Origin of the sequence: Paenibacillus sp. 2KB_22 (assembly GCF_052115745.1) — a bacterium.
Taxonomy (GTDB): domain Bacteria; phylum Bacillota; class Bacilli; order Paenibacillales; family Paenibacillaceae; genus Paenibacillus.
In genome coordinates, this window is record NZ_JBFRHG010000001.1 from 242,987 (window position 1) to 263,691 (window position 20,705).

Annotated in this window: 21 protein-coding genes; 8 read left to right on the plus strand and 13 right to left on the minus strand. The window is 43.2% G+C overall.

What is annotated here, in order from left to right; translation table 11 throughout:
* Positions 1-144 precede the first annotated feature (144 nt).
* Genes AB4111_RS01020 through AB4111_RS01030 form a run of 3 tightly spaced genes read left to right on the plus strand, consistent with a single transcriptional unit; the run spans position 145 to position 3,807 of the window.
* On the plus strand, positions 145-1,608 hold the full coding sequence (locus AB4111_RS01020) for a spore germination protein (protein ID WP_442029693.1): 1,464 nt from the start codon (positions 145-147) through the stop codon (positions 1,606-1,608).
* Positions 1,601-2,689, plus strand: a complete 1,089-nt coding sequence (locus AB4111_RS01025; RefSeq protein ID WP_442029695.1) for a GerAB/ArcD/ProY family transporter — start codon at positions 1,601-1,603, stop codon at positions 2,687-2,689. Before AB4111_RS01020 ends, AB4111_RS01025 begins: the two co-directional genes overlap by 8 nt.
* Complete coding sequence (locus tag AB4111_RS01030) at positions 2,686-3,807, plus strand: Ger(x)C family spore germination protein (RefSeq protein ID WP_442029697.1); 1,122 nt, start codon at positions 2,686-2,688, stop codon at positions 3,805-3,807. Before AB4111_RS01025 ends, AB4111_RS01030 begins: the two co-directional genes overlap by 4 nt.
* Before the next feature lie 108 nt (positions 3,808-3,915).
* Here the strand turns inward: AB4111_RS01030 and AB4111_RS01035 are convergent, their stop codons facing one another.
* Positions 3,916-4,395: a GyrI-like domain-containing protein gene (locus tag AB4111_RS01035; RefSeq protein WP_442029699.1), complete on the minus strand. Its 480-nt coding sequence runs from the start codon at positions 4,393-4,395 to the stop codon at positions 3,916-3,918.
* Between the two features lie 104 nt (positions 4,396-4,499).
* On the opposite strand from AB4111_RS01035, the gene AB4111_RS01040 reads away from it, so the two are divergent.
* Complete coding sequence (locus tag AB4111_RS01040) at positions 4,500-5,474, plus strand: helix-turn-helix transcriptional regulator (protein WP_442029700.1); 975 nt, start codon at positions 4,500-4,502, stop codon at positions 5,472-5,474.
* 166 nt (positions 5,475-5,640) lie between these two features.
* Here AB4111_RS01040 and AB4111_RS01045 read toward each other — a convergent pair whose 3' ends face one another.
* From AB4111_RS01045 to AB4111_RS01075, 7 genes are all read right to left on the minus strand, one after another.
* Entirely contained in the window at positions 5,641-6,870 is a 1,230-nt protein-coding gene (locus AB4111_RS01045) for a multidrug effflux MFS transporter (protein ID WP_442029702.1), read from the minus strand.
* Between the two features lie 137 nt (positions 6,871-7,007).
* Positions 7,008-8,231, minus strand: a complete 1,224-nt coding sequence (locus tag AB4111_RS01050; RefSeq protein ID WP_442029704.1) for a macrolide family glycosyltransferase — start codon at positions 8,229-8,231, stop codon at positions 7,008-7,010.
* Between the two features lie 70 nt (positions 8,232-8,301).
* Positions 8,302-9,666, minus strand: a complete 1,365-nt coding sequence (locus tag AB4111_RS01055) for an MFS transporter (RefSeq protein WP_442029706.1) — start codon at positions 9,664-9,666, stop codon at positions 8,302-8,304.
* Between the two features lie 196 nt (positions 9,667-9,862).
* A complete protein-coding gene (locus AB4111_RS01060) occupies positions 9,863-10,150 on the minus strand; it encodes a HesB/YadR/YfhF family protein (protein ID WP_442029708.1) in 288 nt (95 codons plus the stop codon).
* 23 nt (positions 10,151-10,173) lie between these two features.
* Complete coding sequence (locus tag AB4111_RS01065; RefSeq protein WP_442029710.1) at positions 10,174-10,533, minus strand: HesB/IscA family protein; 360 nt, start codon at positions 10,531-10,533, stop codon at positions 10,174-10,176.
* Positions 10,534-10,553: 20 nt separating this feature from the next.
* Positions 10,554-10,871: a winged helix-turn-helix transcriptional regulator gene (locus AB4111_RS01070; protein ID WP_442029712.1), complete on the minus strand. Its 318-nt coding sequence runs from the start codon at positions 10,869-10,871 to the stop codon at positions 10,554-10,556.
* 12 nt (positions 10,872-10,883) lie between these two features.
* A complete protein-coding gene (locus AB4111_RS01075; protein ID WP_442029714.1) occupies positions 10,884-12,242 on the minus strand; it encodes an MFS transporter in 1,359 nt (452 codons plus the stop codon).
* Positions 12,243-12,408: 166 nt separating this feature from the next.
* Here AB4111_RS01075 and AB4111_RS01080 point away from each other — a divergent pair, with 166 nt between their 5' ends.
* The gene (locus AB4111_RS01080; protein ID WP_442029716.1) at positions 12,409-13,068 is read left to right on the plus strand and encodes a helix-turn-helix transcriptional regulator; all 660 of its coding nucleotides are present in this window, start codon (positions 12,409-12,411) and stop codon (positions 13,066-13,068) included.
* Between the two features lie 91 nt (positions 13,069-13,159).
* Here the strand turns inward: AB4111_RS01080 and AB4111_RS01085 are convergent, their stop codons facing one another.
* Entirely contained in the window at positions 13,160-13,912 is a 753-nt protein-coding gene (locus tag AB4111_RS01085) for an SAM-dependent methyltransferase (protein WP_442029718.1), read from the minus strand.
* Between the two features lie 161 nt (positions 13,913-14,073).
* On the opposite strand from AB4111_RS01085, the gene AB4111_RS01090 reads away from it, so the two are divergent.
* Positions 14,074-14,478 (plus strand): VOC family protein, encoded by a 405-nt coding sequence (locus AB4111_RS01090; protein ID WP_442029720.1) that lies wholly within the window; start codon positions 14,074-14,076, stop codon positions 14,476-14,478.
* 192 nt (positions 14,479-14,670) lie between these two features.
* On the opposite strand, the gene AB4111_RS01095 is transcribed toward AB4111_RS01090, so the two are convergent.
* Positions 14,671-15,351 carry a TetR family transcriptional regulator gene (locus AB4111_RS01095; RefSeq protein ID WP_442031548.1) on the minus strand — a complete coding sequence of 227 codons (681 nt, stop codon included), beginning with the start codon at positions 15,349-15,351 and terminating at the stop codon, positions 14,671-14,673.
* A gap of 136 nt (positions 15,352-15,487) precedes the next feature.
* On the opposite strand from AB4111_RS01095, the gene AB4111_RS01100 reads away from it, so the two are divergent.
* Positions 15,488-16,840, plus strand: a complete 1,353-nt coding sequence (locus AB4111_RS01100; protein ID WP_442029722.1) for an MATE family efflux transporter — start codon at positions 15,488-15,490, stop codon at positions 16,838-16,840.
* Positions 16,841-16,951: 111 nt separating this feature from the next.
* On the opposite strand, the gene AB4111_RS01105 is transcribed toward AB4111_RS01100, so the two are convergent.
* The 3 genes from AB4111_RS01105 to AB4111_RS01115 are packed head-to-tail and all read right to left on the minus strand — an operon-like array spanning position 16,952 to position 19,381.
* Positions 16,952-17,968 carry an alpha/beta hydrolase family protein gene (locus tag AB4111_RS01105; RefSeq protein WP_442029724.1) on the minus strand — a complete coding sequence of 339 codons (1,017 nt, stop codon included), beginning with the start codon at positions 17,966-17,968 and terminating at the stop codon, positions 16,952-16,954.
* The gene (locus tag AB4111_RS01110) at positions 17,961-18,605 is read right to left on the minus strand and encodes a GNAT family N-acetyltransferase (RefSeq protein WP_442029726.1); all 645 of its coding nucleotides are present in this window, start codon (positions 18,603-18,605) and stop codon (positions 17,961-17,963) included. Before AB4111_RS01110 ends, AB4111_RS01105 begins: the two co-directional genes overlap by 8 nt.
* 11 nt (positions 18,606-18,616) lie before the next feature.
* Complete coding sequence (locus AB4111_RS01115; protein ID WP_442029728.1) at positions 18,617-19,381, minus strand: helix-turn-helix domain-containing protein; 765 nt, start codon at positions 19,379-19,381, stop codon at positions 18,617-18,619.
* A 166-nt stretch (positions 19,382-19,547) separates the two neighbouring features.
* On the opposite strand from AB4111_RS01115, the gene AB4111_RS01120 reads away from it, so the two are divergent.
* The gene (locus tag AB4111_RS01120) at positions 19,548-20,699 is read left to right on the plus strand and encodes a glycosyltransferase family 61 protein (RefSeq protein ID WP_442029730.1); all 1,152 of its coding nucleotides are present in this window, start codon (positions 19,548-19,550) and stop codon (positions 20,697-20,699) included.
* The last annotated feature ends 6 nt before the right edge of the window (positions 20,700-20,705 follow it).

The window sequence follows — 20,705 nt, forward strand, 5'->3', positions numbered from 1 at the left end:
TTTCTAATTGGATTGTAAATTATGGATTTTGACAACGATCTTTCAAACTTTGGTTATAAGTTCTTGAATAAAAAGCCTCTTTTGAATAATCATCTTGATTTTGCACAACATAATCCATGTCGCATTTTATAAAGAGGTGGATCAATGACCCCAATCAATCAGGCATTCTCTGAATTAAAAATGAATATTGCTTATGTAGAGCAGTCCCTGTGTAATACTGACGATTTGAAAAAACAACTGCTTCTACTCAATGGTGTACAGAGTGTGCTTCTCTATATCGATTCACTTGTAGATCAGGAGATCATTCAAACACATGTCTTAACAGCACTAAATGAGCATGCTCATGCGGAAATCTATCCATCGTTCACCACATTAGAAAGTCGAAAAGAAACGAATCTGCACATTGGAGTAGACTCAATCATTCAAGGTAAATGTCTGTACATACTTGATGGATACCCGGAGTTTTACATACTTTCTACCGAGAAGATGTATGTCCGTAGCACAACCGAGCCGGAAAACGAAGGTGTTATTCGAGGGCCGCACAATGGATTCATAGAGCAACTTTCCGTTAATTTGAATCTGCTTCGTAGACAAATTATAAGTCCGTCTTTAATCGTTCGATATTTTAACGTTGGCGAGAAGACACATACCAAAATTGCAGTTGTATACCTTCAAGACTTAGCCAATCCGGAGTTGGTAAACGAAGTTAAAGAGCGAATCACATCAATATCTTCAGATATGGTGCTGGCTCCAGGATTTATTGAAGAGTTTATCGAGGATAATCCTTTTTCTCTCTTCCCTCAGCAACTCAATACCGAAAGGCCTGACCGGGTTATTGCCAACTTGATGGAAGGACGTGTCGCCATACTTGCCGAAGGCAGTCCTTCAGCTCTTATCGCTCCAGTGACGTTTTTTGCTTTTTACCAGAGTCCGGATGATTATCATGGTCGCTGGATTGTCAGTTCCTTTTTACGGTTAATTCGAATGATGAGTTTTGTCATTGCTTTTACATTACCTGCTGTTTATATTGCGACCATTTCCTTTCACTCCGCTATTTTACCGATCGAGCTGGCACACACAATCAAGAAATCATTGGAGAACATCCCCTTTCCTGCACTTGTAGAGGCAATGTTGCTTGAATTGATCTTTGAAGTATTAAGGGAAGCCGGAGTCCGACTTCCGAGCCGAGTGGGACAGACCATCGGCATCGTTGGCGGTTTGGTTATCGGAGATGCTATCGTTCGAGCGGGGCTTGTATCCTACACCATGATTATTGTGGTATCACTAACCGCAATCTCGTCATTTTTGGTACCTTCGCATGAGATGAGCTCAGCGGTACGTATTCTCCGCTTTCCAATGATGATTGGAGCTGCGCTTTTTGGATATATCGGCATCGCATTTGGTCTGGTGATTCTAACCATTCATCTATGTAAGTTAGAAAACTTTGGATCGCCTTATTTTGCTCCAGTGGCCCCTTTCCGATTAGCTGACATGAAAGATGTATGGATTCGCTTTCCGATCTGGGCGCTTCGCGGGCGTCCTCATGATGCCCGTCCGCAGCGGTTGAATCAGCAGAAGTTTTCTAGGAGTTGGAAAAAACGTGAATAAGGAAACGACAATCACTCAGGGACAATTGTTCTTACTTACTATGAAATTTGAAATTGGTGTAGATATCTTGTCCCTCCCTTATCGAATACACCTTCTGTCCAAAGGCGGCGGGTGGATTTCTGTTTTTCTTGGAGGGTTCCTGATTCAGCTTGTCATACTGTTGTGCTGGCTTTTGATGCGAAGATTCCCGAGTTCGTCCATTTATCAAATTGTAACGCTGATTATGGGTAAATGGATTGGCAAATTGCTGATCATTGCCTACGTTGGATATTTCCTATTAATGGGTACTTCTGTTTTGGTAAACGCCTATGGTGTGATTAACCGTTGGATGCTGCAGGATACACCTCGGTGGGCTATATTAGCCCTGTTTTTGTTCAGCAGTATCTATTTGGTTCGGCAAAAATTAAGAATCATCGCCCGGGTACTTGTTCTCATCTCCTTTTTGGTCTTGCCCATGATGGTATTGATCAGTTACGGACTTAAGGAGATCAATCTGTTATATCTTTTGCCTTTAACCGAAGCAGGATGGCCGAATATCATCAGTGGATCAACCGAAACATTAATGGCCATGTTTGGATTCGAGTTTTTTCTTGTTGTGTTTCCCATGGTTGAAGGTAGCAGCGGTGGCAAACTCAAGTCTGTTGCCTCTGCAAGTGCTGTAGTCGTTTTGTTATATGCATTTACCGTGTTTATATGTTCAACGGCTTTCAGCCCCCAGCAACTTGACTTAATGCCTGAACCCGTCATTTATTTACTCCGTTCTATCCCACTCGGGACAATGGACCGGGCCGATTTCCTGTTCCTTCCCATCTGGTTAATTTCAATTTTTGGAGCCATCTGTGGCTACTACTATACGGCATCCTATGGGATAAGTTATCTGTTCAAACAAAAACACCATAAAAAAGCTGTGCCTTATGTCGTTATTGCTTCTTGTGTTATTGCCTATCTGCCACAACAAAAGAAAAACCTTGAGTTGATTAGTACGATAGCCAACAGATCGGCTTACTTTTTTCTCATGATCCTGCCTTTCCTGCTATTGGTTCTATCCTATATATTGAAACGAAAAGAGAAGATGATATGAGTAAACGAGGACTGGCTCCTGGTATGTTGATCCTGCTTATGGTCGTGACGGGATGCTGGGACCAGGATAGTTTAAAAGATGCGAGGCTGGCTAATGCTTCGGCGTTCGACATCACCTCAGAGGGTGAAATCAAACAAACACTTGAAATTGTCGATGATTTTGAGAGTCAACAAGGGAGCAGTATTAATGAGGTTCATTCAGGCATCGGGAGATCGGTCCGACAAAGCACCGATCGAATTCGCGCTAAAGTGACTGGTGATATCCGGTTCTTCAAATATGGGATGATCTTATACGGGAACAAACTAGCACAGAATGATATCTATCCTTACCTGGATGTCTTATATCGGGAACCGGATTACCCGACCTCGCATGTGAAAATTGCCGTTGTGGATGGCGACGCCGGAGAGTTGTTACACCAAAAAAGAGTTGGCAGTATATTAATTGGTGAGTTTATCACTAAAAAAATTAAGAGTCTGGAGGAACTATGTATCTTTCCTGAGATGACATTAGAGACTCTTCTCCCGCCCATGCTGGATCCAGGACAAGATTTCACGCTGCCTTACCTCTATAAGGACGGAGAGGAGATTGATGCACGGGGAATTGCTCTGTTTCATGGGCAAAGGTTCAGTGGGAGTCTCGATACCGAACAAGCCCCTTTATACATTATTATGAGTGGTAAGTGGAATAAAACAGCGCGTTTTGTCAAAAAGGTTCACCCAGGTCCTTCAAACAATCCACGGAACTATGTTACGTATGAAGCGAATATGCAACAAATCAAACGAAAACTTGCGGTCAAGGTGGCATATGATAGCCAAATTGATGTGAGTCTCCATATCGAACTTCCTGTAACGATCGTTGAGTATGCGATGAACCATCTTCAGGAAAAAGACACGATTGAACGTCTAAACCGTAGGTTAACCGATGAAATGACCCAGGACGCAGAACAAATCATCAAGACACTTCAGCGAAGTGGGTGTGATTCCTTCGGTATTGGCAGACATTTAATTGCCCATTACCCGGAATTGTGGAAAAGCCTGGACTGGAATAAACAATATGCCCAAGTTCGTTTTCACCCGGAAGTAAAGGTGAACATTGTCGGCAATGGTGTGTTAAATTAACGCATGAAGTGCACCTCGTAGAATTTCATCGGATCAACCAGGGGTTATCCTATGTCCATTCTTACGGGTGCACTTCAATTACTTTCGAACCTTATGACCTACTGTTCTTTAATTCCGTACAACAGGAATCCACATTTCACCATATACCAAACCGTTTTTCTGTCCCATTTCAACCGTTGCATTGGGTCCGCCAACATAGGCATAATCCTTTTCTGCGGGGAGGGCTTGACCAAAGGCAATGCCAGTAAGCATATTACTGAGTGCATCTGCCGTCTCTGCTTCGCCCTTCACAACCAGGTATTCTCCCTTAGGGAATTGGATCACTCTTGTTGCTTCTGGCAGAGATTCTTCTGTCATGACGCCAGCATAATGCATCATTTTGTTATTCACCGCTTCGTTTACAGCAAAAATATAGTCATTCGTAGCCAGAGACTTTAATGTGTCCAGGCTTCCATCTTGTTTCACAGTGGACCAAAAATCCGCCTTCTCTTTGTTGATGCCAGCATAGTCTGTGTAGTCGCTCTTAAGCTCCGTACCAATACCTAAAACGATAAAGCTGTCTTTTTCTTCAAAATGATAATTACTCATTGTTACACCATCCTCTTTTAATTTTCAATTGATTTGTGTTTTCACTTGATGGGTTTATAATAACCTTAAATCATGTCAGAATATGATACTGTTTAGGGGGCCCAATGAAAAAAGTTGAACGCATTAATATCATCACGCGGTATATCAATAACCGAGCGCACTTTACCATTTCTGAAATCATGCGAGAATTTAACATTTCGCGTTCGACAGCCATTCGAGATATCAGAGAAATTGAAGCTATGGGAATGCCACTTGTCGCTGAAGTTGGGCGGGACGGCGGTTATTTTGTCATGAACAACTCCCTCCTGCCCACGGTACGCTTTACCGATAATGAACTCAAAGCGTTATTCATTGCCTTTATGGCGACAAGAAATCAACAACTTCCTTATCTGAAGAGTCGTCAATCTTTGGCTGAAAAATTATTGGGCCTCATCTCAGAGAATCAGCAAGATGACCTTGTGCATCTCAATCAATTATTGCTTTTTGAAGGGACCAATCCCCATAATCCAGACTTGCTTGATCTGTCAGACCTGCCCCACCCTACCTTGGAAAAACTCATCCAACTTCTTCTTATCGAACGTTATTTGTTAGTTACTGTCCAAGAAGAGAAGAAAACAAAGTCCTATCCCATCGTTCTCTTGCACCTTCATCATCAAAAAGGCCATTGGATCATTGAAGGTTTTGACTTGGAGGAAGAAAAGAGACGAATCATATCTGTCAACAATCTCATCCGTGTAGAAGCATACCCGACGAAAAAAAGACCGAGTATGAAAAAGATTGTAGAACAACTAAAACGAAATACACAGGAAGAGGTCATCAACCTTGTTTTGGAACTTGGCCCAAAGGCGATTGCCCAATATAAAAAGTACCATCCTTTAAAGTTTTCAATTGCCTATACGAATCCGTACCAAACTACAGCCCTTCTAAAGACATTTACAAATGTTCATAACGTAGACGAATTAACTGAAATCACCAATTGGTTGCTTTTTCTAGGTGAAGATATCAAAGTTAAGGAAATTCCGGAGGAAGTCCTAAACGCTGTACAAGAGAGATTAAACTTATACCAGTTGAAGCAGTGAGCGTCCCCTCCTCCCCTAGTCTCTCCATTTTTCTAACAACGATTTACCGGAATTCAGGCTGAGCGTTCAGTACGAAAAACCAAAAAAAGCCGCTATGTTAGCGACTTGTTATGGAATCATATTCATTATGCCTCACGCCAATCCTTGGCGAGCTGTTCCTTCTATATTAAAAATCAGCATTAGACTGGGCATGATTAGGTGTATGTTGCGAGATTTTTTTAACGAGTAGAAAATAAGTAACAATGGCAATGATACTGGTCATTAACAAAGTGAGTCCTAACGGGACGGCAGTGTCCTCACCTGCGATACCGACCAGAGGAGCAACCAATGCACCCAGTAGAAAAGGAACAACGCCGAGCAGTGCTGCTGCACTTCCGGCCATCTTAGCTTGACTCTCCATGGCCAGCGGGAATGCCGCTGTAGACGTAATGCCGATTGAGCAAACAAAGAAGAACAATGGAATGACCAAAGCGAAAAGTGGACCATGAACCAAAGTTACCACCAAAGCAGCGACACTTGCTATTAATGCAAGCCATAGTCCGGATAGTAGAAGCGTTTGCTCAGGGATACGTTTTGCCAATCGACCCACGATTTGAGAACCGATGATCAAGCTGATTCCGTTCGAAGCAAACAATATAGCAAATACTGTGGGTGTAACACCATATATATTTTGGTAAATAAAAGGTGTTCCTGCTACATAAGCAAAGACCCCTGCCGTCATGATTCCCTGTGCGAGCATGTAGCCAACAAACGTGCGGTCACGCAGAAGCATTCTGTAATTACCCAATTGCTGTTTGAAGTCGGGAACCATACGTCTTTCGACCGGGTGTGTTTCTTTTAAGCTCCACTTGGTCATGATCAATAAGAAAACCCCCAGGAATGAAAGCGAGATAAACACGCCAATCCATGTGGTGAAGGAAAGAATGCCACTTCCCGCGATCGGTGCTGCCAAAGGCCCCAAATTTCCTACAAGCAAGAGCAAAGAGAAAAATTTAGTGAGTTCATGCCCACTATACAGATCTCTAGCTATCGCACGGGAAATGACAATTCCAGCGGATGCCGCAAATCCTTGCGTGAAGCGAAACAAAATCAATAGTCCGATATTCGGAGCAAACGCACATGCCAAGGAACAAATAATGTAGGCCGCCATGCAGATCAACAAAGGTCTACGTCTACCGTACGCATCACTCAAAGGACCCATAACGAGTTGTCCTACACCTAGTCCTAACAAACAAGCAGTAAGACTAAATTGTACAAGTGATGCCGTTGTATTCATATTTTGTGCAATCTCCGGGAAAGCCGGTAAATACATATCAATCGTAAATGGACCTAATGTAGAAAATAAACCTAGTAGTATTGCGAGTCCAAAAACATTCCAATTCGTGCTCTTCGCCATGATAAATAAAATCTCCAATTCCTCATATAATTTGCAAGCCTAATCGAGTATAAGTCATAGAGTTAACTGTAGGTCAAGTCTTGAGGTTATTAAAACAAAAAAAAGCCGCTAATTAAGCGACTTTGGATGGACAACCATTAAATTGTGTAACTTCCCCGGCCTGAATCTATATGACTCATAATCAATTCGGCTGCCCGTATGTAACCTCCAGCCTGCCTTAAGGATTCACCAATGAGGTAAGCCTGCCGTTTATAACACGGATTGTGTAGCACTTCCGTTAATGCCTCTCTCAAATCAGTTGCATTGAGGTTATGTTTATCTAATGTAATACCCGCGCCCAACTCCTGTACCCGATTGGCGACAAGAGGCTGATCCGATGTCAATGGAATCATCACCAACGGAACGTTGTAATATAACGCCTCACTCGTGCTGTTCATTCCAGCATGTGTAATAAAAACATCGGTATGCTGCAGCATCTCCAACTGGGCAATGTAGGGCTTAACGATAAAATTAGGAGGTATTTGATTAGCGAGCGGCTCCATATCCGTGTATTTTCCTGAAGATAGAACAACATTCACGGGTAGATCCCCTAATGCTTCAAAGAAAAGCTGATAGAAATCCAAATTTTTATTTAAAATCGTCCCCATAGCAATGTACACGGTATGCGGGTACCTTTCATGTAGCAACTCAAATGAGAAGGTCGGAGCATCATGACGTGTTATGATTGAAGGACCCGTGAAAATAAAACGATCATCCAGCTTTTCTGCCTGCGGCTGAAAATAACGGCTGGTGTAGACGAGCTTTAACTGACCTGCATGTGCCGGAATCTCTTCTATGGCTGGGATACTCACTTGAAACTCTTCGGCTAACTCCGTTGTGATCTTCATCGTAGCCTCATAAAGCTCCGTCGTCTCCGTCTCACTCAGGCCTGAGTGGGCCCCGAGAGGCTCCACGAAAGCAAAGGAAGCAATGGAGCACACCGCAGGAATTCTAAGTTTTTCTGCAAGAATAGTCCCTCCCCATCCCATCAGAGAATCAAAGATCATATAATCGAACTTTTGATCCTCTATCACATGCAGCACATTGGGGATGATCCTCCCAATAATACCGCTTACCATCATATAAATGAACTGATAAGAATGCTTGTATTCCTGGGGTTTCAACACCGGATCATGAGAGAAGGCATCTTGTGGAAACGGATAGGTAATGATCTGGGCACCGGTTTGTTCAATTCGGGAACGGTACTCCTCCGTGCACACATAGACAACTTCCTCACCGTTGTCAATCAACTGAGTAACTAATCCTAACGATGGATTCACATGTCCTTCAGCTGGAGTAATGACGACTAATACACGTGCCATCTTATCCACCTCCCAATGTAATTAGTCCCCCCGTTCTTCTTGATGTATTTAACGACGCGGTCGTCATCCGTTACATGGAGATGTTATCCTTCACTTGGTTGATTGGATGATGTTCTTGATGAACGAGTTTGGTAATTCGTAGTGATGCTAAGAAACTTAACAAGACCCATAATAATTGCAGTGTTAACACGATGAAGACGCCAGTCGATATGCCCCACTGTAACGTTTCGGACAAGGCAATCAGTGCGCCACCAACTCCAATGCTTACTCCCATATAGAAGGAATCCACAAATTGTAGATTGGCGGACATTTCTCCCTCTTTCCTGGGCAAGGCATGTTGTAAAGCAATGGCTGCCGTTGTAGGGTTGGCCAATCCAACACCGAACCCTGTAATCATTTGTGAGAGAAGGATGAGTATAATCCCGCCGTCCGTCAGAATAAGAGCCAGAATCACAAGTACAGTTCCAACGATCATAATCCCAATGCCCGTCATGACCCTACCCTTTCGGGCACGACCTTGATCTCGTGCATCAAGCTTGGCTTGTAACCACGCTGCGGCGGACCAGCTGAGAGATCCTCCTGCTACAATGAGGCCAGCAAGGTCAGCTGATAACCCCTTCACTTCGGTTAGTGCCAAGATCACAAAACTTTCCGTTGTAAAATAACAAGCAACATATAGCCCTCTCGAAACTAAAGTAGCAGGCAATCCTTTTTGTACCGAAAAAGTACCCACAGGCAGCAATTTACGCATTGGTGGGATCATGACGACTAATCCACCCAAAGTGAGCACGATGCCTTTCCAATCGGTTATCATACCAAGTCCTGTGAGTAACAGCCCCGTTCCAACGGCAAGCAGAATCGCATACATAATCTTTGAGTCCGTTGCTCGCGCTGGACCTGTCAGATCTTGCTGAAGCTGCAAATTACGGAAAGAACGGAATGTGAGACTGAGCGCTATTCCAATCAAGGGTAGAACGATCCAGAAAACATATCGCCACGAGATGTAGGAAGCAATAAGGCCTGCTGCATAAGGTCCGATTAAGGTAGGCAGGACAAATGCCATGGAGAATGCGGCCAGGATTTGAGTACGAAGTTTATCTGGATATTGCAACGTCACACAGGTATAAACGCATGTGATCAGGGCCCCCGCTCCAAAACCTTGAAGGGCTCTTCCGGCAATAAGCATGTACATATCGAAAGAGACAGCGGAGACCACAGTTCCTAACACAAAAACACTAAAAGATACCAGCATGGATGTAAAAACGCCGCGCTTGTCAATCTGCTGACCCATAACCAAAGTTCCAATAAGCTGAGATAACAAAAATGCGCTGAAGATCCAACCATATAAATGAATGCCCTCTAAACTTTGTGCCATTTTCGCAGCAATCGTTGTGATAGCCAGTCCTTCAAAAGCTACGGTTGCCAGAACCAGCATAATCCCAATTGTAGGCGCCCTGTACTGTGCATCAAAAATCCCAATCTGCTTGTTATTTGTCTTCTACACCTCCATAATTCGATGGATATTATGGTAAAATAAACCTTTTTACTTCCTGAATATACATGAAGTGTTATACTTTGTAAAGTTAAATGTTTAAAAAGTAGGATTGTAGTTTAGAATATGATTCCCATGTTCAATAAGAGATTTTGCTTGAAAATATGCCATTTTCATTACAGTCAATTCGGAGAAGTTGATCCTGCAGGATCCAGACATCTGTTTTTTCAACAAAGAAATGAAAGCCTCCAATGGATTGAACCAAAGCGGGATCGACTGGTGTAGCGCTCGCATTGATGCCAATTGTAAAAGCATCGGAGCCTCCTCCAACATATTTTGCGTAAATTCTTACATACTGGCCCTTTTCCAACTCCCATTCATTCTTAAAGGAATCGATCGCTTGATCAGATACTACAAATGAAATCAATGATTTGCACCCCTTCCCTCAGTTTAATCACATTTTTTTACTTCGCCACGATAATTGGCCATTCTAAAACTGGCCCCACATCCACACGAGACTTTGGCATTTGGATTATTCATGATGAATCCGCCCAGCATTCCGCTCTCTTCATAGTCGATCTCAAGACCATCAATATATGGAATACTTTTCGCATGAACCAATATCCTGAAATGCGTTTTATTTAACACCATGTCTTCTTCTGCCTGCTGCTCATCCACGATAAGGGTATAAGATAAACCACTGCATCCCCCTTCATCAACGCCTACTCTAAGGAAGGCATTTTGGATATCCGCACCTGATAAAATTTCGACGATTTTGTCCGATGCTGTATCACTGACCTTAATGATCATTTTGTTCCTCCCTGATGGTATCATTTTGAAAATCTTGTATCCCAGTCGATTAGACAGGGTATAAATGTAGCAAGAGCAACTCCTTTTGGCGTAAGTTCATAAATAATTTGTGTAGGGCGTGTCAGTATTGTTCTTTTGACCAAATGATCATGTTGAAGACCCTTTAAACGTCTGGAGAGGATCATTTCGGAAATGGAAGGAATGCTTTCGAATATTTCACCGAATCTCTTCGGGCCTTGAGAAAGAGCACATAAAATATGGATCGTCCATTTCGTTCCGATGATACGATAAGCCGTAAATATTTTATTCTGTTCTTCAGTGAACAATGGTCTGTACACCCACTTTCATATTCATCCGCGTGGTGAGATCCGAGTGCTCGCAACGATACTCATGACGATCAACAAGAGATGGAAACCCATGGCTACAATTAAGCCGGATTGAAGTGACATTCCACCAGCCTGACACACTACAAGGATGGAACCACCGATGCCGATCACTACGCCAGGAGTAAAAGAATCTGCAAATTGCAGATTGGCCGAGGTCTGGCCCACACCTTCCTCCCCCGTTTGGGAAAATGCGACAACACCGCTAATCGGGTGCGCCAATCCAATACCAACGCCTGCAATGATCTGACCAAGAACTGCGATGGTAACGGTCACAACAGGTACCCAAAATACGATGGCAATCCCTATCGCAAGCAGCAATACCCCAAGAATGATTCTCATATGACGTCCACTGCCCTGATCTGCCGCATCCCATCGTCCTTGCAGATACGCAATGATACACCAACTTAATGCAGCACTCGCTACAATTAATCCGGCCTGAGAAGGTGTGATTCCTTTCACGTCGATTAGAGCCAATACCAAGAAATTCTGTGTGCTGGTATAAGCAGCGAAGAACAACCCACGTGTTGCCAGAATTGCTGGCATACCTCTTCGCAACGTAAGTGTGCCCTTCGGTAGCAACTTACGGAGCGGAAACAACATCAATACGAAGCCAATAATGACTAAAACAAATCCCATAATGCTCGGAAGCTTACTAAGACCAACCAAGAAAACCCCTGTACCCATCGTTAAAAGTAACGCCATCCAAGTGGATGAAGATCCGCTATCCCCTCCCGATTTCTGCACTTTCAATTTCCTAAAGGCAGGTAAACTAAGCAATGCCGAAACCACCAGTACAGGTAAGATTCCCCAGAAAACAAAGCGCCAGGACCACTGATCTGCGATTAGACCAGCTACATATGGACCGAGCATAGACGGAAGAACATAGGCAGTACCAAATGCTCCAAGAATTTTGGCACGTAGCTCATCCGGGTAACTTAAGGATATAGCCGTATACACACAAGTCATCATGGCTCCGGCACCCAAACCCTGCAGGGCCCGTGACCCTATCATGATATACATATCGCCTGCTGTTGCGGCAGCGATCAGCCCTACGATAAACAACAGAAGTGCAAAAGTGAACGGCGCTGCAGGTCCTCTTTTATCAATGATCCGACCGACGACCAGCGTCCCGATAATCTGCGCAAGCAGATATGTACTGAATATCCACCCGAACAGGCTAAGACCATTCAAGTCTCCAGCAATTGAAGGAGCAATGGTGGTTACGGATAGACCTTCGAATCCAACGGCCATCACTGACAAAATAATTCCTATGGATAATGCAAAATAACGCGGGCTGAAAATACTTTGATGATTAGACGACATGAAATGTGACCTCCAAGAAAATTGGTATGTATACATCGTATCCGGATACTTAGTAAACATTTTTGTTTATAATGTCTAAGCTACAGTTCGGCTTTGACTTTGTCAATATTTTTGTTTAAAATGTAGGGAGTGTTGAAGATTCAGTTGCTTCAAAAGGAGGTTCACCATGAGCGGAAATCAGACTAAAAAAGATGTCTCGACCAGTACCCGGAGAGCGATTATTGATCTGTTAAAGGAGCGCGGGGGAATGGATGTTGTGGCACTCTCCTCTCAGTTTTCATTATCTGGAATGGCAATTCGTCAACATCTGAATGCGCTAAAAGAAGAAGGATTGGTTACAACTGTGGAAGAAGCGCGTCCCATGGGTCGACCCACCAAGCTATGGATATTAACTCCTTCGGCTAATCGTTTTTTCCCGAGCGGATATTCGGATTTATCCGTCAGCCTCATCAATTCGATGAAAGAAGCCTTTGGTAATGAAGGGCTGGACAAGCTGCTGGATGTTCGAAATAAAAATATGCAAAAACAATATCTTGAGTATCTAGGCGATGCATCAGATGTTAGAGAGAAGTTGGAGAAATTAGCCGAAATTCGTACGAATGAAGGTTACATGGCCGAGGTTAAGGAGCAGGATGATGGCAGTCTCCTACTCATTGAGAAGCATTGTCCCATCTGTGAAGCGGCTGCGGTATGTACCGGACTATGCAAGAATGAGTTACATTTATTCAAAACAGTTCTAGGCGATAATGTTCATATTGAACGGGGAGAATACATTCTTGCCGGAGGAAGAAACTGCGTGTACACCGTTAGGCAAAATAAACCATGACAAAAGGAGCAACCTCATTGGAAATTGCTCTTTTTGTCATGGTTTTGAAGTAACTAGAACGATTTGGGTGAATATTCCGGGATTGTTCGTTTTAGGCTCTGTGTATTTTTCGACAAACACTAATGATGGAAGGAGATAAAGGATTGAACGGTGTTTTATCCCAGTCCGAATATTGATCTTCGATACAAAAGCCGCAGCTTGTTAATAACCCCTGAAGCATATCATTATCCATAAAGCGACATGCAATTCGAGAAATTGTTTTCTTCGATCCTCCCCAATCACGGAACGTGACCCAGTGCATGATCTGGTGACTTGTATCATACGTCTGTGTACCTGATACCTTGACTGTAATTCCATCTTTATCGATAAACTCTCCCCAGGTGCTTTCCTCTTCGTTGGATAAATCGGTCCCCAAGGGGTTTCGGGTTTCAAAAACAAACAATCCATCAGGCTCTAGATGTTTGTTGACAGTCTCAAGTAAGGCCCTTTGATCTTCATCGCTCAAAAAAGCCTGAAATGCATTTCCTGTCAAATAAATCATGGAAAAACGCTGTTCGGAATTGAATGTACGGGCATCAGCTTCAATGAATTCAACAGGCAGACCTTGAGCTTTAACCCGCGCATATTCAAGCATTGACGAAGAAATATCAACACCTGTTATGTTTATCCCCGATTTTGATAAATGAATGGTAGTCAACCCTGTACCACATGCAAGTTCCAACACCTCACCTGGATTTAATTTGGAAAATTCAAGATAAAAGTTGTATTTATTCGTTTCGCCGCCAAACTCAAGATCATAATTAACCGGGTCTAGATACTCTTCAAGATTATCGTGATCTATCAATATGAATCATCCCTTCACTACAAAGCAGATTTCTCTAAATCAGCCTTCATTATACCCGTTATTTCTAAACATCTCATTATTGTACGTACCTGATTATGTAATTTTGGATTTAAGTAGAGTATAGTAAGAGTGTTCAAAATATACTCTAGGAGGCTGCAGCCATGTCACAAAATATCTGGATTAACCTGCCGGTGAAAGACGTTGTGAAATCCACTACCTTTTTCAACGAGATTGGATTCCATGGGAAGAATGTTGGTAACGAGAGAGCCCAGCTTGTCATTGGCCAAACAACGATCATGCTGTTTCCGGATGCAGCGTTTGAGAAATTTACAGGTGCAAAAATCACAGATACTTCCCATAGCGCAGAAGTTATATTTTCCATTGGAGCTGACAGCAGAGAGGAAGTTGATGCTTTTATTCAAAAAGTAGAGACTGCCGGAGGAACTATCTTTGGCAAGCCTGGTGAAACGGACGGCTGGATGTATGGCGCGGGATTTGCCGACCTGGACGGTCACCGCTGGAACCTGCTTTATATGGATGAGAGCAAAATGCCGAAAGGTAATTAAATTGCCGGTAATCTTTATAAAGTCACTGGCTTTGCAGCTTCCGATAGAATCAACTTCTTGATCCTCGAATAACAAAGATGATAACACCAACTAGCCGCTTCTTTAGACGGATTGTTGTTATCATTCTTTGTTATTTTACATATCCAATTACCACTCAGTAACCCTCGTTACTGTCTCCATAGCATCACGCGTCTACTTCTCATGCTCTTTAACCACTTGTTCAATCCCCAACAATATAAGCTTCAAGCCGAACTCGAAAGCTCCTTCGGTTCCCATTACCTCAAACATCCCGTTCTTGTACATCCTACTGAAGATTCCAGCTTCCTTCTCACTCATGGAGTCCAGAAGTTGGATCATCTCATCACCCTGAAGTGTTTCCTGATCCTTAAGGACAGCCGAGATATTGCGCTGATGCTGATAATCGTCCAGTACAAAATAGAATACATAGTTTACAAGCGTAAGAACTGCCTGTAATTTCTGTTCTTGCTCTAATGGCGTCGATTCCATGCAGAGCAACATACGGTTGGTGAACCGGATCATGTCCGGCTCGTGGGGTAGCGTCATCATCATGAGCTGTGTGGAGCAAGGATATCGGCTGAGCACATTCCGTACGGTTAGCGCAAGCCCTTCCATCTGCTCTTTCCAATCCCCTTCAGCGTGAAACTCGTCCAGAATAATTTTCGATATCTGGTTGGCCAGACGCTGGTAGAGTGCCTGCTTGCTCTTGAAGTACCAGTATAGAGATGGAGCCTGAATCCCCAGCTTGTCTGCCAAGCGTCTCATGCTGAATTTCTCAATGCCCTCTTCCGCCAGAAGCTGCCACGAGGTTTCCAGAATCTTATCTTCCGAAATCTGAGGCTGTTGTTTTTTCATCATTATCCGCCCTTTAATCTAACAGTGTAAGTTTATGCTTTACAGGTTCATAAGTTCATGATAACATCTAACACTGTAAGGTTCAATCTAACGGTGTTAGATTAGATCAAAATTAATGATGAAAGTAGTGATCCACATGGATGCAGAAAACCTCCATTACTTTGAAAAAGCACCGATCACCAAAGCTGTAGCTCACTTTGCTGTCCCAATGATGTTAGGCACATCAATGAGTGTTATCTATTCCATCTTGAATGCCTATTTCCTTGGTACATTGGGTAATACAGCCATGTTAACCGCACTTGCACTAACGTTGCCGTTATTCGCGGTCATTATGGCGCTAGGCAACCTAATTGGTATAGGTAGCGGTACATTCATCTCTCGTTTACTGGGTGAGAAAAAAGTGGATGATCTAAAGCATGTATCTTCATTTGCCTTTTACAGTAGTTTAGGGCTTGGAATTATCGTAATAGCTGTTGGCCTCCCTTTAATTGAGCCTATTGTTCATGGGCTGGGGGCAACGCCGGACTCCTTCGGATTTACGAAAGACTATGTCACGATAATGCTTATCGGTTCACCATTCGTGATTTTATTCTTCACGCTGGAGAATATCGTACGCTCGGAGGGGGCAGCAATCACGTCAATGATCGGCATGATGCTCAGTGTTATCGTGAATATTGTTCTCGATGCGCTATTCATCTTTGCCTTCCATTGGGGCGTGATCGGTGTTGCATCTGCAACGGTCATCTCCAACATGGTTGCAAGTGCTTTCTACGCTTTCCATATGAGTTATAAGAGTACTTTCTTAACCGTCTCCTTGAAATGGTTCAAGGTTACCAAGGACATTATGAGCAATGTGTTCAAAATCGGAGTTCCCGTCTTTGTTATGAGTGTTTTCTTGGGTGCGATGTCGCTTATTCTTAACCTTTTTCTTGTCGAATATGGGGATCAGGCCATCGCGGGGTATGGAATTTCATCACGTTTATTGCAATTTCCTGAGTTCATTCTGATGGGTTTGTGCGAGGGAGTCGTTCCGTTGATTGCCTTCTCATTTACAGCGAACAAATTACGCATGAAACAAACCATTGGATTCACGATCAAAGCTATTTTGGTCTTAGCTGTCCTGTTCGGCGTTATCGTCTATCTGATTTCTGACCACTTGATTGGTTTATTTACGACTGATCCGCAATTAATTGAAATGGGTAGCTACATTCTCCATGTGACCTTCTTATCCTTGTTTATTACAGGATTGACTTCGTTGTTTATTGGAATTTTCCAAGCTACAGCCCAAGGAACTGCTGCTTTTGTGATGTCCATCATTCAAGGAATTACGCTGATTCCTGTATTGTATATCGCGAATCAACTGAATGGTTTTCATGGAGTGATCTGGTCACTCGTTATTGCGGATGCCGTCGCGTTTCTTGTAGGGGCCATCATGTTATATGTTCTGCGGACCAAATTACAGCCGGATATGGCACAATTGGCACAGTAAATTGCCTATTACACGCAAAAAGGCAGGATAATAAATACTGCCTCACCCTGCTCTTTTATTCCCAAATGACAATGGTCTATCCAGTCTCACGCAGAGATCGTAAACCGCCAACTACAACGAAAGGCTGGTCAACATATGTTCGATTTCGTCCATATACCCATCAACTGTAATGCTTCTCGGTGCAAACAGAAATCGTAGGGATTGTTTCCATTGGGAGTCTGCAATAGATGTTGGCAGCATTGAATGTTCTGTATGAGCGAATATTTTCACATGAAGCAATGAAGATGGCTGAATGCCTTTGCGGTATGCTTGCTCTGTATCTGCAATGTCCACATTCACATCATCTTCTCCAAGCAGAAGTAATACAGGGGTTTTGAAATGGTGCAAGTCCGCCGTGGCATCAGAAGCATAATTTTTTCTTATGAAGTTCCATCGTTCTTTGGAAATCAGATCGTTCTCTCGAGCGATCTTGGTATACTCTTCATATGTGCCCTGTTTTGTTAGAATCTCATTAACCTGGTTTTCATAATCGACCTGATGTTGAATCTCTTCAGGGGAATGACCATCCTTCGCCATTTGGCTGCGAGTGTTGTATTCCCCCTGTTGTAACCAGTTTATCGCTGGCGATACCAAGATACTGAAAGCCAGGTGTTCTTTGCCAGCAAGCTTAGGGATGACCCAGCCGGCCTGGCTGGTGCCCCATACCCCTATTTTGGAATCATCAATGATGGATTGTTCTTTTGCCCATGCGATAGCTTGCTGTGCCTCGACTACGCGATCATCCATGCTTTGATCTAGCCAGTTTCCCTCTGATCCTCCAATGCCTCGTTTATCTAGCGACAAGGACGCATAACCGATTGATGCCAATCGCTCCCACAAAGGTTTGTATCCCTCACCATGAGTAGAGTCTATCGGACCATCACCGTGAATAAACAACACTAATCCTAACTTGCCCGAATGGTTTCTGGGTACAGTCAGCGTACCTGTTAACTTGCCCTGAGGTGATTGGATTTCAATGGATTGTTCCACCATGTCAAAATCATTTTGATTGACTATGTATAGTCCTGTACCAACCATCAATAAAATCGTCACGATAACGGAGATGTACACTTTTCTTCGTTTAAACATAATAATCTCCTTCATAAGTCATGTAATGCCACTGATTTTCATCCAAGAGCAGGCCAGTCAGGAAGCTGTTCGTGCTACGCTGCTTGCGAAATTGATGGCGTTCATATAACTGGATTGCATGATAATTATGACTTGCGACATGCAAGCTAAGAAATGATAGCGCTCTGGACTGCAACATATATCTCTGTGCCCATTGGAGCAACAGTGTACCAATCCCCTTGCCTTGATGCTGTGGATGTACAACCAGATCTTCCACATAACATTCGTGTAATTCAGGCGTATGCTTCAGCAGATGTAGACCAATGATTAGCTGAAGCAGTTTCCAGTTACCTATCCTATTACACTTGCTCCACCAATGGGAGTAGGCATGAAGAGTTGTTATTGCTGCTCTGTTACTTGCTTCTTTCCATTTCAAGCCCATGGTGCCAACAATCTCCTCATTATGGCGTGCAATGACTCGAAGAGTATGCTGTTCCTTAGCGGGATGCTGGAGTAACTGTTCAAATACGTAAGCCAGATCATATGTAGACAATGAAGTGATCTTTTGGAATTGGTGTCCAAAACCATAAGCCATGAGTTCAGCAACAGCTTGATGAAACTGGATACGAACGGGTTCTATCTGAATGGAAGTTATCACTCTCCGTCCCCCTAATCGATCATTTTTAACAATAGCTCATAATGAAGCTTCTCTGGTGTGAATAAAGATAAATATGATTTCTCTACCATCACAAGTGGACCGTGATATGAGTAGCCCTTATGTTCAGCGTAAGCATAGAATTCGGTGATATGTTCTTCGAGTTCAGTTTCAATGTGGACAAACACATGCCGAGAAAGGTATTTCCCTCTGGGTAAAACTAAATCGTTAGCTCCCTCCTTTTGAGTATAAATTCCTACAGTGTCTCCCTCTCCATACACATAATGAATATCGGTTTCAAATAAATGGGGAATGTTACTGTTCTGTTGGACCAGCTGTCTTGCGTGCAAGTACCCTTGCGCTTGCATATGGAACCAAAGTGATAAGTGAATCTCGTCACGAGTAACGATATAATATTTCACTTGATCCTCATGTGGGATATGCTCTTTCTCATGCAACAACTTGCTGATCAGGTGTTTGGTTTGCTGAAGCTGATGAATAGCTGCTTCCGTGTCAGCCAACGCTTGGTGAAATAATGATGTGATTTGATCGGATGTCAGATTACTCAGACATTCCTTAATCATTTGAACAGACAGCCCCATTTTGCGGAGTAATAAAATATGAGATAGACGATAAATTTCTTCGACCCCATACATTCTGTATTGGTTTTCTGCTACATAGGCAGGGTTCAACACCCCTTTTTCTTCAAAGTAACGAATTTGATGTACAGAGACTTTCATCAGCTTTGCCAGCTCGCTAATCGTAATTTCATCACTCAACCCATTCACCACCTTTGCTGTTTTTCATATTACAAGCTTAAACCTTGGGGCTGACCTAAGGTCAAGTCTTTATTTCAAAGTTATGATTTCATCTCATCTTCGTCCCATTCATGGAGCATTTGCATAAGTTAGCATTATAAGTAACAGGGTCGTGGAGGGAAAAACTATGAATGAAATATACAGAAATGTTAAACCCACAATCTCCAACCCAAATAAGTCCGGTTTTTACAAAGACATCACGGAATGGATCGTTTCCGTTTCCCCCGGCAGCGATGACAGGGTCGCCCCTTTTGATTTTGGTGGAGTCGCTGAATTCAAGATTCCGAACACCCTTGAAACGGAGATTCACCGTTATTTAATGCCCTATACCCTTCATCCCGAAGGTGGATATGTCGCATTCATATCAAATGGGCGTGTTTGGGGAACATCAGGTGCTATCCTCACATCCGACGGCAAACTGATCTTTGACCTTTCCCCAGAATACGATGGACAAAAAAACAGAATGATGACACTGGAAGAACACCCCGCTTTGCATCGGAAAAAGGTTCAAAAACATCATCATCTACAAGGAACTGTTGCCGGTTTGACTTTTTGCGGGAGTCATAATTATTTTCATTGGTTATATGATGTTCTGCCGCGACTGGGTATGCTTCGGATGCTGAATGTTCCTTTTGAATTCCTGGTCATGAATCCGAACCCTCATGAATCTTTTGTCAAAGAAACGTTGTTCATGTTTGGCGTATCGGAATCGACCGTGATTCGTACTCATGATGATCTGGAAATTCAGGCTGATCGGTTGGTTGTGCCTTCCCTAATGATGAATTCCCATTATCCACCTTGGGCTACAGCTATCCTTCGGAAGTTTATGTTACCCTGGGCTGACAGAACACTTGATCCTCCCCTACGCATTTTTATCTCTCGGAGCAAAGCTTTGGCCCGACGAATAGCTAATGAGGATAAAGTCATCCGGCATTTGGAGGCGTACGGTTTTATTCCTATCTGCCTGGAAGATTGGACCATAGCCCAGCAAGTTCAACTTTTTGCCTCCGCAGAGGCAATCGTCGCACCGCATGGAGCAGGACTGGCCAATCTTGCATTTTGCAGGAAAGGAACCCTTGTTATTGAAATTTTCCATATCAGGCATGTAATACCTACTTACTGGATGATCAGCAATCATAACGAACTTGATTATTATATGATGTATGGGCAAGAAGACGGGACAACACAGGAGTGTTTTCCGGGATTAGAGGACTTCTTCGTGGATTTGGATCGACTCGAACAAACTCTTTGTTTAGCTGGATTGAATGAACATAAATAAGTTTCT

What these genes read in the sequence shown, in the direction of transcription:
- AB4111_RS01120 (WP_442029730.1), top strand. Translation starts at nt 19,548, where the DNA reads ATGAATGAAATATACAGAAATGTTAAACCCACAATCTCCAACCCAAAT.
- AB4111_RS01050 (WP_442029704.1), bottom strand. Translation starts at nt 8,231, where the DNA reads ATGGCACGTGTATTAGTCGTCATTACTCCAGCTGAAGGACATGTGAAT.
- AB4111_RS01065 (WP_442029710.1), bottom strand. Translation starts at nt 10,533, where the DNA reads ATGATCATTAAGGTCAGTGATACAGCATCGGACAAAATCGTCGAAATT.
- AB4111_RS01075 (WP_442029714.1), bottom strand. Translation starts at nt 12,242, where the DNA reads ATGTCGTCTAATCATCAAAGTATTTTCAGCCCGCGTTATTTTGCATTA.
- AB4111_RS01040 (WP_442029700.1), top strand. Translation starts at nt 4,500, where the DNA reads ATGAAAAAAGTTGAACGCATTAATATCATCACGCGGTATATCAATAAC.
- AB4111_RS01035 (WP_442029699.1), bottom strand. Translation starts at nt 4,395, where the DNA reads ATGAGTAATTATCATTTTGAAGAAAAAGACAGCTTTATCGTTTTAGGT.
- AB4111_RS01030 (WP_442029697.1), top strand. Translation starts at nt 2,686, where the DNA reads ATGAGTAAACGAGGACTGGCTCCTGGTATGTTGATCCTGCTTATGGTC.
- AB4111_RS01055 (WP_442029706.1), bottom strand. Translation starts at nt 9,666, where the DNA reads ATGCTGGTTCTGGCAACCGTAGCTTTTGAAGGACTGGCTATCACAACG.
- AB4111_RS01090 (WP_442029720.1), top strand. Translation starts at nt 14,074, where the DNA reads ATGTCACAAAATATCTGGATTAACCTGCCGGTGAAAGACGTTGTGAAA.
- AB4111_RS01100 (WP_442029722.1), top strand. Translation starts at nt 15,488, where the DNA reads ATGGATGCAGAAAACCTCCATTACTTTGAAAAAGCACCGATCACCAAA.
- AB4111_RS01045 (WP_442029702.1), bottom strand. Translation starts at nt 6,870, where the DNA reads ATGGCGAAGAGCACGAATTGGAATGTTTTTGGACTCGCAATACTACTA.
- AB4111_RS01080 (WP_442029716.1), top strand. Translation starts at nt 12,409, where the DNA reads ATGAGCGGAAATCAGACTAAAAAAGATGTCTCGACCAGTACCCGGAGA.
- AB4111_RS01095 (WP_442031548.1), bottom strand. Translation starts at nt 15,351, where the DNA reads ATGAAAAAACAACAGCCTCAGATTTCGGAAGATAAGATTCTGGAAACC.
- AB4111_RS01020 (WP_442029693.1), top strand. Translation starts at nt 145, where the DNA reads ATGACCCCAATCAATCAGGCATTCTCTGAATTAAAAATGAATATTGCT.
- AB4111_RS01105 (WP_442029724.1), bottom strand. Translation starts at nt 17,968, where the DNA reads ATGTTTAAACGAAGAAAAGTGTACATCTCCGTTATCGTGACGATTTTA.